The sequence below is a fragment of the Methylomonas sp. LL1 genome, from assembly GCF_015711015.1.
Classification (GTDB): Bacteria; Pseudomonadota; Gammaproteobacteria; order Methylococcales; family Methylomonadaceae; genus Methylomonas.
The window spans coordinates 2,670,511-2,685,649 of record NZ_CP064653.1; the positions used below are offsets into that span (position 1 = coordinate 2,670,511).

Sequence of the window (15,139 nt, forward strand, 5' to 3'; positions counted from 1 at the left end):
ACCTATTTATGATTTGTCAGCGTGGATTAAAGCCATTCTGTATCAAACTTTTCCTGACCTTCTCTGCGACATTCAGCATCCGATGAGCTTCACCATCATCGACAGCGTTACTCCGAAAATCCGAGTATCCAACTCGCTTTAAGAACTGCGCCAAATCCCAAGCTTCCTGATCGGATAACTGAATCATCAAGAATATTTCAGGCGGTTGGCTTGTCATGTGGAACGAGCCTCATCGGCTTGTTTAGCCGAATAGCTTTCATCCGCAACTGATTCGTCTTCGGAAATGGATTCCGGCTCATCCTGCAGTCCAGATTCTTGCCGCGCCAAGCGCACCTCTTCTCCATGCCCTTGCGCATAGGCCGCCCGATGCGCCTGCCGTTCTATCGTGACAATCCGGTTGGCCAAGCGCTGCAAGCGTTGCTGCCAATGGTATCGGGCTTCCACGCAGTGCTTATTGTCGATGACCTGGCAAAGCCACAAGGTATCCATGACGATCATCAGTTGATCCAGTAAGCGAATCAGCTCGACGAACTGGGCAATCTGCGGCGAGGCGATCTTAGCGACAAATTCGGTCGGATGAGTGTAGGTCGGTGTTTCGGTTATGCCGTTGTCGGCTTTGAGTTTTTCCAGTCGGGCTTTTTCCTGCTGAAGCTGCTCGGCACAATCGGCGATCATCTTGCTGACAATGGCCTCGATTTCATCAATGGCTTGTTCCTGGCCGACGATGCGCAAAATCACATCGATCGCATACAGCGACTTGATCAGCCGGTCATAACTTTTGCGAATGACTCGAATCGCTTGCTCGCTATTGATCTTGAATGTGCGTTCGAATACGGGCCGGCTTATTTCAAGTCGAGCCGGTTTTACTGGGGCAGAAGCTTCAGCCATTTGCATTCCTTGATGAGTGTGGGATGGACTCCGATAGTAATCGAAGATTTTTTCATCCCTTTTGCAGCTAATGGTGAATTCGACATTAGCTGCAAGCTCACACCAAAACATTTCTGCTTCAATGCAGCCAAGTGTTATTGGCCGCAGCCTACCTGGTCTTTCCGGGCATTCATTTTTTGCCAGCAACACTTTCCCACTCTTCATGCTGTCTTTCCAGATAGCTTGATCCGGTTTCGGCCGGCGTTCCGTTTTTAAGCGGCGTCGATGGTTTTCATCGACGTGTCAGGTGCGTCAAGCCTGATGTGTGTTCTTTTTAACCCTGTTCTGGGAAAGCTTATCCCCAGTCGGGGTAAGCCTGCGGGACTCTACCCATCACCGCGCAGGTGGGTTTATTTCTTTTTTGTCGGGCGCGGCCGATTGGAGGATTTCATCATGGCAAGTCGTGGTGTGAACAAAGTCATATTGCTGGGCCGTCTCGGCGCCGATCCGGATATTCGGTATTTACCCAATAACGGCGGCAAGGTGGTGGCTATACGGTTGGCCACCAGTGAAGTCTGGAAGGACCAAGCCAAAGCCAAACAGGAACACACCGAGTGGCATAGGTTGGTGTTTTTCAAAAAACTGGCCGATACCGCCGAGCAGTATCTGCGCAAAGGCAGCAAGATCTATGTGGAAGGCAGTCTTCGCACCCAGCAATGGGATAAAAACGGCGAAAAACGCTACCGCACGGAAGTGGTTGTCCGTGAGTTACAGATGCTGGACCGTGCCGATGAAAACGGGGCGCCTCGTCACTCCAGTCAATCCTCTACCCCGCCAACTGCGGCAAATGTGGACGGCTTGGATGAGGACTTCGATGACATTCCGTTTTTCTGATTAGCTGTTTGCCATTGTTATCCGCTATTCAGATTGATCTTTAATTTACCCGCCTGGCAGCATCCGCTGTTTAGGTGTTTCACCCGATGGGGACGTCACTCCCCGGCTGGGGCATTGCGTCCTCTATTTTTTTAAGGAGACACGCCATGAGCAATCAACCTCGCAATAATCCTGTAAAAACCCGCAATCTGCCAATGCCCATCGATGTCAATCAGGTCTATGGCATTTCGGAGCAGTCCTGGAAAGTCCTCACCGACGTGACGTTCCCAACCGCTAGAACCCCGGAAGCCATCATGATGGCGCTGGATTACTGCAAGGCCCGCAAACTGGATATATTCAAAAAACCAGTGCATGTGGTGCCGATGTGGAGTGCCGCCTTGGGCCGCAATGTCGAAACCGTCTGGCCGTCCATCATGGAAATCCAGACCACGGCATCCAGAACCGGCCTTTGGGCTGGCATGGATAGACCGGTTTGGGGTCCAGATGTGACCAAAACCTTCACCGGACGCTACAAGGACGACAACGACCAATGGCAGGAATCTAGCGTTACTGTGACGTTTCCCGAATGGGTGGCGGTCACCGTGTACCGGATTGTTGGCGGCAAACGCTGTGCATTCACCGAGGAAGTGTATTGGCAAGAAGCCTATAGCACCGCCGGCGGCAAAAACTCACAAGTGCCCACCGCCATGTGGATCAAACGACCCAAAGGTCAGCTGGCCAAATGCGGTAAAGCGGCTTCGCTACGAGCAGCCTTTCCGGAGGAATGTGGCTATGCCGCCGAAGAAATGGATGGCAAAAGCATCGACGACATGAATGACAGCAGCGTGATTAACGGCACTGCCAGTCGTATCGACGAAGCGGACGTTATCGATGATGCAATTATCGGCAGCGTGGAACCACCGCGGGTGATTGATTTATCCATGATACCGCCCAAGGTACAAAAAGCGGTCAGTGAACTGGTTAGACGCACAGCCCTTGCCGGTGCCTGGAAAGCCGCCTACGACTATGCCAATAACAAGTTTGCGGGACTGGATTTGACCTATGCCATTGCTGAACTGGACAAGGCATCAGCAGCTGCTAAGACAGCATCGACTAAGGGTGATGTCAATCATCAGCCCATAGACGCTTCAGGTATGCCACCCGCTCATGATCCGGCTTCAGAGGCTTTGAACAAGGCTCGCGAGACCTTGGGGTCGGCACGCCAGTCATAGCCGTTTTAACTATCAACCACCGGTAAACAGCCGGTGATTATTTTCAACCCTACCAGGGCGTGCTGAATCGCCCTTGGGGTGAGATTCATGCCGCCCTTTTTGTTTAAGAGGAGATGTCATGAATGCCATTGATCAATCATCCAACCGCATACCGTGTCATACCGACTGGCATCGCTACGATTCACCCACGGTGATTCGCCGGCATGGCCGTGGTTACTTGGAGCGTAACTGGAGTCCGGGCAATTCTGTCCATGAAGTCCAAGCACCTACCAAGCCAGAACTGCAAAGTCTGGTGGAAAGCTACGGCGGTTTGGTCATGCCGACCCCAGATCTCGTGTTGCTGCTGTTTGCAGACTATCACTGGGCTCGGCGTTGTGAAAGCCAACTCATAAAACGCGGAATGTCGACACTGCGCCTAGGCTGCCATATCCAATTGCAGGAGTATCGGTGATGAAAGTCATCAATGTCTCTCAGCGATCGCCGGAATGGCGGTTATGGCGTTCACAAGGGCTTAGTGCCAGTGAGGCGGCGATCATTATGAATCGTTCGCCGCACAAGACGCCCTGGCGGTTATGGGCGGAAAAGACGGGGCTCGTGCTGGAACAAAGCCTGGACAACAACCCTTTGGTCCGAATTGGTATCGAACAGGAACCCGAAGCCTTACGCCGCTTTGAAGAAAAGCACGATGTAATGCTGCTACCCCTCTGCGGCGAGTCTGATTGGTATTCGCTGATGCGGGCGTCCTTCGACGGTTTGTCAGAAAACAACGAACCGGTCGAAATCAAATGCCCGCATGAAACGACTTTTCTGGATGTGGTGCTAAACCGCGAACAGTCTGAAGCCTATCAACTTTACTGGTGCCAGGTGCAACAGCAAATGCTGGTGGCGGATGCGCAGCGCGGCTTTTTGTTCTTCTATCACCAGGGTCAGGATGTGGAGTTTGAGATCGAGCGGGATGAAGTCTTTTTAAACCGGCTCGTCGATACCGCCATGGAATTCTGGTCGAACGTCAAACAGCGACAGGAACCCGAAAAAAATCCTGACCGTGATCTTTATCTACCCAAAGGCCATGCCGAACTGCAATGGCAGCAATTGGCGGCGAACTATCGCAGCCAGGCGTTAAAGATCGATGACCTGAAAGCCCAAATCAATGCCTTGGAAGCCAATCAATTCGACATCGAGCAAACCTTGGTGATGTTGATGGGTGATTTCATGGCAGCCGAGCATTCAGGTTTACGTGTCAGTCGCTTTCAGACCCAAGGCAGTGTGGATTACAAAGCGGTGATGAAGGCGCTACTGCCGGATGTCACCGAAGCAATACTCGACACTTACCGAAAACAACCGGCTAACCGCGTTCGCATTACTTGTCGGGATGACTCCGGCAGGCTGGCGGAAGTGCCTTTCGATGCGGAGGCGTTGAAAGACATGGTCGGTGCTGATTTCTGGTTCTGATCTCGGGTTTTGACGTCAGTGAGGAAAATTTAGTTGGAAAACAGTTTGGCTGTTTCATTCGAAACACGCTGAATCCGGTGTGAACCGGCGTTCCGCTATTGAGGCGGCATGAAGGTGAAACACTTTCATGTGTCAGGTGCGTCAAGCCTGGTTTGCAGTCCCGTCGGGGTTCATCACCCTAGCGGGTCATGGTGGCCCCTTTTATCAACAAAGGAGGTTCGCTATGAATAAAGACTTTTGGAAAAGCCTGTTTTGCTGGCTGGAAACCGCCAGTGTTGACGAGATTAGGCATAAGCAATGCGTGGTTAGGCAGATGCTCGGTCAAACCCGAGATCCGGATTTCAAAGCTGACATTCGCCGGATTTTGCGCTTTATGGACGAGGAAAACCTCGCCCGCGCGGAATTGGCGAACCTGATGCGAATTTCGGTATCGATGCCTCGCTAAAGGTAGTTTTGACAACGCTTTAACCTTTTTTCGTTCAACGTACTAAACCCCTGGCTAGCCAGGAATTTATCTCAACCCGACGGGGATACACTACCCGTCAGGGAAATGGTGTGTCTCGTGTTGCGGGTTTAACCCAAACATAAGGAGTTCACCATGTATCAATCCTATTCGATTGCCGATACCTTCGGCATTCCTGCACCGGCCTCCATGAAAGTGGAAGGCTTTATCCCTGGACAAAACGCCTATGTACCGGCGCAAAAACCCTATGTGTTTCGTAAGGATCACTTGCGCGACGTGTTGGCGTTTTTAGGCGCTCACAATGGCGACGGCTTATACCTGACCGGCCCTACTGGTTCCGGTAAAACCTCGTTGTTAGAGCAAGTCGCGGCGCGTCTCAATTGGGGCGTACATTCAGTCACCGGCCACGGTCGACTGGAGCTCAACGATTTGTTGGGTCAGTACATGCTGGTCGACGGCGGCGCGATGAAGTGGATCGATGGTCCGTTGACCCTGGCGGTTCGCTTGGGCCATGTATTGTTGATCAACGAAATCGATGCCATTGATCCGGCCGAACTGATTGGCTTGAATGAAATCGTCGAGGGCAAACCGTTGACGATTCCGCAGACCGGCGCTGTGATTACACCGCATCCCAAGTTTCGTTTGGTGGCCACCGGCAATAGTGCCGGTTCTGGTGATCAGTCGGGCTTGTATCAAGGTGTATTGCGTCAGAACCTGGCGTTTTTAGACAGGTTTCGACTGATGGAAGTCGGCTATCCCGAACCTGAAGACGAAATGAAATTGTTGGCCGATGTGGTGCCGAGCATGCCGGAAACGGTGCGCGAAAGCATGATCAAGGTCGCCAACCAGATTCGTAAAGTCTTCATCGGCGGCGCGGATGGCGGCGGCATGTTATCGGTGACCTTATCGACGCGCGGTTTAGTGCGTTGGGCATCATTGGTGGCCACCTTCAAAAGTGCGCCCAATGCTTTGGCCTATTCGCTGGATCGAGCCTTGACCTTTCGAGCCGAACCTGCCGAGCGCGAAGCGATTCATCGCATCGCCAAGGATGTGTTCGGCGATGACTGGCAGGTGTAATCATGGCTGCCTGGAATCTCTATCGTCATCGTAACAGTGATGGCAGCACTAAAGACTGGGCAGTCAGGAGTAACTCGGATGGTTCGATCACCACGCGTTGGGGGAAAACGGCAGATAGTTTGCCGGGCGTCAGTAACCGTTACGGACTTAAACAGCTCGACATCGAACGACAAAAACAGGCCAAGGGCTATGTGTTGGTCGGCGCAGTTGATATTGATGTTAACGGCAATGTGGTGTTTCCGGGTAAGACTCCGGCAATCCAACCACAAAACCCAGATCCTGAGCTAGTGCCAACACCACCGGTCGAGGCGCTGTATTGGACTATCGATTGTCGGGCAAAACAGGCCGTTCGAGTGGAATTGGGTATCGAGGTCAGGCGACTGATCGGCGCTATTCAAGCCTTGTCGGATGGCCATGCTACGCCTGAACTGGAGTGGAATGGCTGGCAACAATTCATTGATGCCACCCTCAATGCCGAAACCTTTGAACTAAGCGGTCAGATCAAATCAGCGCATGGTGTTTTTCCTTGGCTGTTTTTACTGGCGCTGAAAGCAAAAGACTTCAAGCGCGTGGAGATTGATATTGCCACCGAAACTGCCCGAGACCTCTCGGTTGATCTGAAAGTTGAACAGGACGTGCTGGCATTTTTCGGCACTGATCTGGACAGCATCAGAGAAACCGCTGAAGTCTTAGGTTTGCTCAAACCCCGATTAAATCTGGCAGCGGCCATGTCCGACACGGACGACTGCTGGTTTTAACCGGTTTGTACTTTTCATTTAACCCGAAAGGGGCACATCAGCCCCAGCGGGATGGGTGTGCCTCTCATTTTAGGAGGTTCCCATGTCTCATGAAACAAAAGTGATCTTAGACCGCGTGGTCTTGGTGAAAGTGGACGCCAATATCTACGGCGCCCGCAAGAAACTGAAAAAAGAAGACCTGGTGCTGGCCGACGGTAGCAAACTGCCGCCGGAGGATTTAGCAAGCCTGGGTTCCAAGCGATTGCTCGATCCCGATAAGCTGACAGTCTTTAACCGCCTGAAGAAGGAAGCCGAACGCATTTGCTTGCGCGTCGGCACCCGCTTTCTGGGTGGTTTTGCCGTGCCGGTTGAATCGGCCGCCAATATTACCGCGGAACTCGAGCGTATCGGGCTGGATTTTGCAGCGGCTAAAACCGAGTTTATCGCCGGTTACGATGCAGCGGTGACTGACTGGGTGGTTCGCCATCCAGAATTTGCCGGCATCATCGAGCAAGCGGTGGATTCAGTGGAGTTTGTCTCGACGCGCTTGTCGTTTGATTTTTTGGTGGTCAGTGTCGGGTTACCCGAGAGCTTGCCGCCGGCGGACGTCGCGCGCCTGGAAAGCAAAATCGGTTCACTCAGTGAGCAGATGTTCTACGAAATTTCCGTGGAAGCCAATCAACTCATCGAGCAATCGTTGCTGGGCAAGGAGCAAGTGACACGTAATGCGTTACGGCCGATTCGCCGCATGCGCGACAAGCTCGATGGGCTGGGCTTTCTGGATCATCGGGTCGCACCGGTCGTCAGCACCATTGACGACCTATTGACAAGAATCCCCAACAAAGGCGCCATTGAAGGCTGCATTTTGCAGGAGATTCTGGCCACGGCCATGCTGTTGTCCGATCCGGATAAAACCCGGCGGCACGGTGAAGGACTGTTGGCGGGTCAACTCCCCGTTGTTGAAGAGGCAGAAGTTGATGAAATCATCGATCACGCGGATTCCGAGCCAACAACTGTACCAACAGCACTAACACCTGTCATTGTTGAAACCGTTCCAGACAGCCCCGATTTTACCGATCTGTTTGACGGCATCTTTGACGATGAACTCGAAGCGGAATCGGCATCGGATGACTGGGCGATTGAGGTGTTGCTGGATAAAAGCCAGACCGACACTGCCACGGATGCTGATGAAGCCATCCAACCGGATGTTCAATCCGATCTGGTGCTGGTCAATGCTGATGGCGATGACGAGGAAGCTGCGGAGCATTCTGACCAGGACTACTGGTTCTGAATGAGCTGACGACATTTAACAATTCACCCACAGGGGCAAATTCATGTCCCGCTGGGGACATGGTTTGCCCAGTATTTTGGAGCACACCATGAAAAATAGAACCTTACACAATGCATTCCCCATCGTTGCGGCCGCCATTGGCAATCGCTTTGGCATTAAAGTCTGTGTCGGCGGTGATCAAGCCGAAACCGATGGCCAAACCATTTGGCTGCCGGCCTATGAGGGCGATGATCCTGATTACCAGGATTATGCCTGGGGCCTGTTGGCGCATGAAGCGGCGCATATTCGTTATTCGGATTTTACGCTGCGCTACGGGAGTTCGGTATTACGCCGGCGCTTATGCAATGCGATTGAAGATGTCCGCATCGAGCACGAACTGGCCAAGGACTTTCCGGGTACACGTCTGACAATACGCACGGTGATTGAAAAGATGATTGCCAAAGGCGACTTTGTGGCCAACAGCATTGATGATCATCCGGCCAATATTCTCTACAGCTTCGTGTTGAAAAGTTTGCGTGCAAGGGTACTTGGGCAATCTGCCTTATTGCCTTTGGTCGAGCAAACCGAAGTGGCATTAAAAACGAAATATCCGAAAGGTGCCGTCACGCGACTGAAAGGCTTGTTGTCCGAAGTGCCGCTGGGTTTGCAATCCGAGTCCGATTGCCTGCAATTGACGGATCGTATCCTGACCATGATTGAGCAGGAATTCGAGCAACAACGGCAGCGCAATCAGGCACAGCAATCGGCAGATGAGGACACATCACCTGAAACGGATGATGCAGATCAAGATGCTGGCTCAGCCGATTCGGAGCTTTCGGATTCAACAGAACAAGATGAACGTTTACCGACCGACACTGACGACGATCAGTCTTCAGAATCTGATGGTAAAGATAAATCGAATCCGGAAAATCCTGGCGATGAACCGACAAGGCCATCCGACAGTTCTTCATCCAACCCGCAAGGGGATGATGAAGAACACACGGAGATCGCTGATCCCATGGGCGTCTTGCAAACCTTGTTGACCGCTGGTGACAGTGACATCGACCAAGACCTGTTTGAATCCCTTAAATCGGCATTATCGTTAGCCGCTGAAAACGTGTCGGAACTGCTGATGCCCAATGGCAACGAGCCACCTATGGACGATCGAGCCGGTGAGTTTTTGCTGCGTAAGGTGCAAAGCGAATCGGGAAAAATCCGTGCCGCTTTGCAAGGCCTGGTGCAATCGCAAACCATCAGCCGCTCGCAACACGCTTGTCGTGGACGGCGGATGGATGGCAAGCGCTTACACCGCTTGCCACTGGGCGAAACCAAGCTGTTTCAGCGCAAACAGACCAAACCAGCACCCAATACGGCGATTCATCTGTTACTCGATAAATCCGAAAGCATGGGTTATCAGGTAACCGATAGCCAAGGCCAGCCCATCGGATCGCGTATGCCGATTGCGTTGGAAGCGACTTTGGCACTGGCGATGGCCTTTGAAGGTATTCCGGGGGTTAATCCTGGCGTCACTGCGTTTCCAGGCCATCAAGATGACTCGGTGTTCCGATTACTTGAGCATGGCCAACGCGTGAATGCCCGAACCGGCGCCTTCTCGCTGGCAGCCACCGGCAGTACGCCGATGACCGAAGCGATTTGGTTTGGTGCTGCGTCGCTGTTGCGTTGCCGGGAACCGCGCAAGGTGTTGATGGTGATGACCGATGGTCAACCCAACGACACCCTGAGCACACTGGAACTTTTGCAGCGCTGTCGGGATAGCGGTATTGAAACGGTCGGTGTGGGTTTGGGACTGGATGTCAGTCATCTATTCCCGATTGCCATCACCATTAACGATCTATCAGAGCTGAGAGCGCAATTGTTCGAACTCTCGAAATCGTTGTTGTTGGCGGCGTAAATCGCAGTCTGTTATCCGTAGCCCAATCCTTGGCTCAATGCCTTGGATTGTGGCTATGAGTAGCTGATTGAATCCGCAGTTTGCCGAATGTACTTGTCACACAACGTGTCCATTCGACAAACAGACACTTCATGCGTTCTTTCCAGAATGCTGAATCCGACTTCGGTCGGCGTTCCGTCATTAGGCGGCGAGCAAGGTGTTTCCTTGATCGTGTTGGGTGCGTTAAGCCCGATGTGAACCGCAGTTTGCCTTGGCAAATTGTCTGCAATTCATCCCGCTTCGGGCGACCATCGCCCGGCTGGGTGCTGTTCATTCGAAGTGTTTTCTTAAATTTTACAAAGGAGAACTTCAATGAACTTTATCTTCGGCATCATCATTTTGGCGATGTTCATCCTCGCATTGCGGGTGATTTGGGCAACAGCGTTGCAACTGCTGGCGATGCTTAAATCAGGCAAGGCAGCTATCAATCGCTATCGTGTTCAACGATCCGCCAAACGTTCACTGCCGGCCATCATGCCGCGCATAAACCATGACGTGGATTGGCTAGCGATGTCGGATTCGGTGCGTCAGGAAATTCATAGTCGCAACGCACTTTCCAATCGGCAAGTTGATCGATTGGATGTGGAGTTGCAGGTGAAAACCAAAACCATGGAACTGATCAAGGCAGATATTCAAATCGCCAAGCTGCAGCTGGAATTGGAGAAAGTCAGGCCGGCGGTGGTGTTGCAAGACATTGATTCCGGTAAACGGACTAAACGCTCGAAAAAAGCAACATCACTGACAGAAGGCGATTTAAACAAATCGTCACATCCGGTGCGTCAATTACGAACCGCTCTCAAGTCTGGCAATGTGCAAATGATTCCGGCTAATGAGCTCGCCCGCCATTGAAAACCGACCACTGAGCACCCGTTTGTGTTTTGACGATACGAACGGGGCTTCTGTCGACTGGTGCCTCAAACTGAGTCGTCAACAAGTCTGACGGTATCAATGCAGAAAGGTCTTGTTGGCTCTCGCGCCTGAGTTGGCGAATACGGCTCAACAGCGTCCAAGCAGTTTCTGGATCGTCAATATCGTTCAAGACTTCCGTTTCGGCGGCATCCAGATCGGCAAATAATTTTTTGCAGATTGGGGTGGTTTGATCGTTGGAATCCAGCGGAATTGCCATCGGCTTTTTCGTTGGAGACGCCTCCTTGGTCTGACTCAGACTGAGGAAATCAAAAATGCGCAAAATATCGTCAAACATGGCTAATTCTCTGCTATTTAATGAGTTTTAGCCACCATATACCGATTTTTATGCGAATTCAACCCCGCTGCATGAGGCAATTTTAGGCAATATTCAGCGTTTTTAACCATGCGGGAACCTCATCCTGCCGGGTGGTCGTTCCTGCGTTTTTTTGGAGGAAATGACCATGTCATTAATCGCTCAATCAAGCGTTAGCGCAACCATGACGGAAACCGGCACGGTTCGCTATCTGAATCAGTACCGCTGCCCCTACTGCCAAACCGAATGGGAGGATGTATGGGATTGCGGCTGTAACGATCGCTGCCCGGACTGCAACAAGGAGATCGAGCCTTATGAAAGCGCATTGATCGATGGTGAGTCGGCGGAAACCGAATTGCCAGTCGAAGAACCCGCCTCAGCCAATGTCACGGCGGCGGGGGTGAATCGGCTCTTCGTAGTCTCCTACGAAATCGACTATGTGCATCGCGTGTCGGTTGGTATCACTGCGGACAGTCCCGAAGCGGCACAACAGATTGCCGAACAGGCATTCAATGAAGCCAGCATTTGGGATGACACCGCTGCCATGCCGTTATTGTCTGATGAATATCATGAATTGGAGGGTGAAAGCCTGGTCTGGGAATGCGTTGCGGTTGAAGAATGGCCAGAACCGGATCATTCGGTACGGCAATTGAAGAAAGATCAAGCGGCCATGCAGGTTTGCCGGGGATTGGTTGAAGCCTATCAACAAGGCGAAGCCAAAGGCGGCAGTATCGATTGGGACGACTTGGATCAGTTAATTCCTCTGGCCCTACAAGCCTTGGGAAAACCTGCGCTGGAAATCCGATCCTGAAAAATGCGCGCGGTATTTATGTGCGCAATTTGTAAAAGCCTGAGTTAGCCAAGTCATTCGATTCGGCGCTCATTTTTATCCACCCAAACGGGAATGTCCTATTCCCGCTAGGGATGCGTGATGTTTCCGTATTTTTTGAGGACAACATCATGAAACACATCTTTGAACACACCTTCAGTACGGGTCATTGCATCCAATATCAGCGTTTGCCGTCCGGCACCTGTTACCACGCCGACACACCGGAACCGGTGGTCGAACTTTTGGAACAGCTTCGTCACAACCGGCGCAAAATCCGGCTGTATTACGGCGACCCAACAACCGGGCAGTCCTGGCTCGATGAGCACGATGTCATCGGCTGGATTGGTCGCTCGATGGGCACGATCAAAGTGCCGTTATTGATCGAACTGGGTGACATCGGTGGTCCGGCATTATTGGACCACTGCATTGTCCGTATCGACAGTCCTCGCCAGGTGCTTTACCAACACGAATATTTTCGAGTTGGTGACGTGAAACTGGTTAGAGGTGAGCTTAAACGCTTGCCCTGGGAAATCTGGATCGACGGCAGCATGCATGCCCGGTTCAAGGCAAAAAATGAAGCCCGGCAGTATCAGGACTTCATACAAGGCAAACGGTTTGCGTTGATCTAACGCGCCGTTTTGATTTTGACACTCGGTTAAGCCGAGATTTTTTATTTTACCCCTGCGGGATGATTCTATCCCGCCAGGGATAAATCTGTCGTCAGGGGTCTTATCGGAGATCACCATGATAGACAATCATCAGTATTATCCAACGCCTGAGGCTTTGAGCATCAAGGCTTGGGAAACCTTCAAGAACAAGAATTTTGTTCGTGTATTGGAACCTTCTGCAGGTGAAGGTCATTTAATAAAACCCAGGCCTTACAACCACTGGCAGAAAATTCCGGTCGATTGTATTGAAATCGATATCAGCAAGCACCCGATCTTGCGTTCGCAAGGCTATTCGGTAGTGGGTATGGATTTTATGCAGTTCAAAAGCGGCAGCCTGTATTCCCATGTGTTGATGAATCCCCCGTTTGCCGACGGCGCACAGCATGTGCTGAAGGCGTGGGAGATTTTGTTCGACGGAGAAATCGTGGCCATTCTCAATGCCGAAACCTTGAAAAACCCGTTTTCCAAGGAGCGAAAGCATTTAGTCCGATTGATTGAGCAGTTTGGCGAAGTCGAATACTTGTCGGCGATGTTTGCCGGCCAGGATGCCGAGCGCAAAACGGATGTGGAAATCGCGCTGGTCTGGCTGAAGAAATCCTCAACGTTTGAAGAAGAGCTGTTAGGCAACATCCTCGACGACTTACGTCGCGATCAAGTGAGTGCTGAGAGTTTGGCCGGCGATGACCAGCCCGTTCATGAACTGGCTTTAGCTAATGCCTTTATCGACAATGCAGTGCTGATGTTCAATGCCGCCGTCGAAGCGGCCCGGCAATCGGCATTCAGTGAAGCGCGCGCTATGCGCTATCGCAAGATGCTGGGGCAAACGCTCGGTGAATTGAATGGCGATGCGGCGGTCAAATCCACGCATACCACGCTGGATTGGGTGAAGAATCAGCTTTATACCGATTACAGCGATCTGAAAGATCGTGCCTGGTCGGGTATTTTGCGTTCCACGCAAGTCACCTCGCGGTTGTCGTCGTCGGCGCAAAAACGGCTGGAGTCGGATTTCGAGACGATTAAATCACTGGAATTCACCGTACCTAATATCTACGGTTTTTTACAGGGCATTATTGATCAGCAAGGCGATATTCAGCTGAGTATGGTCTGCGATGTGTTCGACTTAATCACCCGCTACCACAGTGACAACACGGTGTTTTTCATGGGCTGGAAGTCCAACGATAAACATCGCACGCTGGGCATGCGCATCAAAACCACCCGTTTTGTCATTCCGGGTCATGCCACCGAATCGTATCAAAAAGATTTGTCGTGGGAGTCCCAACGGATGCTGGCGGATTTTGACAAAGTGTTTGCGATGCTGGATGGCAAGTATGAAGCGGCTATAGGCTTGGAATCGGTTTTCCGAAATCACTTCCATGCCCTGCGAACCGGGCAAAGGATTAGCGGCAGCTATTTTGATGTTCGCTACTATCCGGGCGTGGGCACGATTCATTTCTTCCCCAGCAATAAAACGCTGATTGATCGGATGAATCGTCTGGTTGGCAATCATCGCCGTTGGCTACCGCCAACGGAAACCAAAGCCGGTACCGGTTTTTGGCAGCAGTTCGACCAAGCGGAAAAACTCGATAAGGCCTTCCGTACCGAAGTCAGTAAACACTGTAAACGGGATGGCCGGCATTATCACTTTGATCCATTTTGGGCGATCAAATACGGTGGTGAATCGGAACGGGAACATGGTCACGCCATGCTGACCCAAGCCATGAGCACTATATTGGCGAATCATGGCATTGATCCCGATAGTTTGCTGGATAGCGATCAAGACTCTATCCGGCAATTGGATTGGGATGGCCTGTCTGACAACAATTTGGCCTTAGCTTCATAGTCAGGGCGCAACACCTAAAGCATTACTTTTACATAACCACTGGTCTAACCAGTATCACCCGCCTCGGGGAGATGAACGACTCTCCCCAAGGGGTTAGTCTGTTTCATGTCTTTGGGGCTTTTTTATACCTGGAGATAACACATGAACACACAAACCCACGAAGTCGCGATGAAAGTTAACCAAGCCAATTTGGTTAAAAGTCTACGCTTCAGCTTCACCAACAAAACCACGGTGCTCGGCGAGCTCATCCAAAATGCCCGCCGAGCTAATGCAGCCATGGTGGTGATTAACTTTTGCCCTGAAACCAAAACGCTACAGGTTTTGGATGATGGCTGCGGCATCGACTCGATTGCAACACTACTGACAGTCGCCGAATCCGGTTGGGACGCAGACGTGGTTGCCCATGAGCATCCGTTTGGAATCGGAGTGCGACGTGAAGTCGTATAAGTAACTGTTTCGGCCGCTTCGGCGGCAATGAAACCTGCCATTCCCTTGGCAGTAGCCTACCGCCACATGCGGCCCTGGTAACAGGACGGTGTGAAGCTGGCGGGACAATGTAACCCATCCTCAATATGAGGTAAACCAAACCCGCGAGGGGGAAGTGTATCTGCGAGCACAACGCGGAAGGGGGCTAGGCTTGGTGGTACGGTTAACATAT

At 51.8% G+C, this 15,139-nt stretch carries 17 protein-coding genes; 14 read left to right on the forward strand and 3 right to left on the reverse strand.

The window, feature by feature from the left end; genetic code table 11:
• Positions 1 to 16: 16 nt before the first annotated feature.
• Positions 17 to 217: a DUF7706 family protein gene (locus tag IVG45_RS23010; RefSeq protein ID WP_442923305.1), complete on the reverse strand. Its 201-nt coding sequence runs from the start codon at positions 215 to 217 to the stop codon at positions 17 to 19.
• Complete coding sequence (locus tag IVG45_RS12395; RefSeq protein ID WP_196434132.1) at positions 214 to 888, reverse strand: hypothetical protein; 675 nt, start codon at positions 886 to 888, stop codon at positions 214 to 216. The genes IVG45_RS23010 and IVG45_RS12395 overlap by 4 nt, the downstream gene beginning before the upstream one ends.
• A 432-nt stretch (positions 889 to 1,320) precedes the next feature.
• On the opposite strand from IVG45_RS12395, the gene ssb reads away from it, so the two are divergent.
• From ssb to IVG45_RS12445, 10 genes are all read left to right on the forward strand, one after another.
• Positions 1,321 to 1,761 (forward strand): single-stranded DNA-binding protein, encoded by a 441-nt coding sequence (gene ssb / locus IVG45_RS12400; RefSeq protein ID WP_196434133.1) that lies wholly within the window; start codon positions 1,321 to 1,323, stop codon positions 1,759 to 1,761.
• A 146-nt stretch (positions 1,762 to 1,907) separates the two neighbouring features.
• Complete coding sequence (gene bet / locus IVG45_RS12405; RefSeq protein WP_196434134.1) at positions 1,908 to 2,972, forward strand: phage recombination protein Bet; 1,065 nt, start codon at positions 1,908 to 1,910, stop codon at positions 2,970 to 2,972.
• A 118-nt stretch (positions 2,973 to 3,090) separates the two neighbouring features.
• The gene (locus IVG45_RS12410) at positions 3,091 to 3,423 is read left to right on the forward strand and encodes a hypothetical protein (RefSeq protein ID WP_196434135.1); all 333 of its coding nucleotides are present in this window, start codon (positions 3,091 to 3,093) and stop codon (positions 3,421 to 3,423) included.
• On the forward strand, positions 3,423 to 4,424 hold the full coding sequence (locus tag IVG45_RS12415) for a YqaJ viral recombinase family nuclease (RefSeq protein ID WP_196434136.1): 1,002 nt from the start codon (positions 3,423 to 3,425) through the stop codon (positions 4,422 to 4,424). The genes IVG45_RS12410 and IVG45_RS12415 overlap by 1 nt, the downstream gene beginning before the upstream one ends.
• A gap of 223 nt (positions 4,425 to 4,647) precedes the next feature.
• On the forward strand, positions 4,648 to 4,869 hold the full coding sequence (locus IVG45_RS12420) for a hypothetical protein (RefSeq protein ID WP_196434137.1): 222 nt from the start codon (positions 4,648 to 4,650) through the stop codon (positions 4,867 to 4,869).
• 153 nt (positions 4,870 to 5,022) lie between these two features.
• Positions 5,023 to 5,964 (forward strand): AAA family ATPase, encoded by a 942-nt coding sequence (locus tag IVG45_RS12425; RefSeq protein ID WP_196434138.1) that lies wholly within the window; start codon positions 5,023 to 5,025, stop codon positions 5,962 to 5,964.
• A 2-nt stretch (positions 5,965 to 5,966) separates the two neighbouring features.
• On the forward strand, positions 5,967 to 6,722 hold the full coding sequence (locus IVG45_RS12430) for a hypothetical protein (protein WP_196434139.1): 756 nt from the start codon (positions 5,967 to 5,969) through the stop codon (positions 6,720 to 6,722).
• Between the two features lie 82 nt (positions 6,723 to 6,804).
• A complete protein-coding gene (locus tag IVG45_RS12435) occupies positions 6,805 to 7,992 on the forward strand; it encodes a DUF3150 domain-containing protein (protein WP_196434140.1) in 1,188 nt (395 codons plus the stop codon).
• An 88-nt stretch (positions 7,993 to 8,080) separates the two neighbouring features.
• Complete coding sequence (locus tag IVG45_RS12440) at positions 8,081 to 9,883, forward strand: VWA domain-containing protein (protein WP_196434141.1); 1,803 nt, start codon at positions 8,081 to 8,083, stop codon at positions 9,881 to 9,883.
• Positions 9,884 to 10,234: 351 nt separating this feature from the next.
• On the forward strand, positions 10,235 to 10,771 hold the full coding sequence (locus tag IVG45_RS12445) for a hypothetical protein (protein ID WP_196434142.1): 537 nt from the start codon (positions 10,235 to 10,237) through the stop codon (positions 10,769 to 10,771).
• On the opposite strand, the gene IVG45_RS12450 is transcribed toward IVG45_RS12445, so the two are convergent.
• The gene (locus IVG45_RS12450; RefSeq protein ID WP_196434143.1) at positions 10,749 to 11,126 is read right to left on the reverse strand and encodes a hypothetical protein; all 378 of its coding nucleotides are present in this window, start codon (positions 11,124 to 11,126) and stop codon (positions 10,749 to 10,751) included. The genes IVG45_RS12445 and IVG45_RS12450 overlap by 23 nt on opposite strands.
• 166 nt (positions 11,127 to 11,292) lie before the next feature.
• Here IVG45_RS12450 and IVG45_RS12455 point away from each other — a divergent pair, with 166 nt between their 5' ends.
• From IVG45_RS12455 to IVG45_RS12470, 4 genes are all read left to right on the forward strand, one after another.
• Positions 11,293 to 11,955: a hypothetical protein gene (locus IVG45_RS12455; protein WP_196434144.1), complete on the forward strand. Its 663-nt coding sequence runs from the start codon at positions 11,293 to 11,295 to the stop codon at positions 11,953 to 11,955.
• A gap of 149 nt (positions 11,956 to 12,104) precedes the next feature.
• Positions 12,105 to 12,602: a hypothetical protein gene (locus IVG45_RS12460; protein WP_196434145.1), complete on the forward strand. Its 498-nt coding sequence runs from the start codon at positions 12,105 to 12,107 to the stop codon at positions 12,600 to 12,602.
• Between the two features lie 115 nt (positions 12,603 to 12,717).
• Positions 12,718 to 14,481, forward strand: a complete 1,764-nt coding sequence (locus IVG45_RS12465; protein ID WP_196434146.1) for a DUF4942 domain-containing protein — start codon at positions 12,718 to 12,720, stop codon at positions 14,479 to 14,481.
• Between the two features lie 141 nt (positions 14,482 to 14,622).
• Positions 14,623 to 14,928 carry an ATP-binding protein gene (locus tag IVG45_RS12470; protein ID WP_196434147.1) on the forward strand — a complete coding sequence of 102 codons (306 nt, stop codon included), beginning with the start codon at positions 14,623 to 14,625 and terminating at the stop codon, positions 14,926 to 14,928.
• Positions 14,929 to 15,139 lie beyond the last annotated feature (211 nt).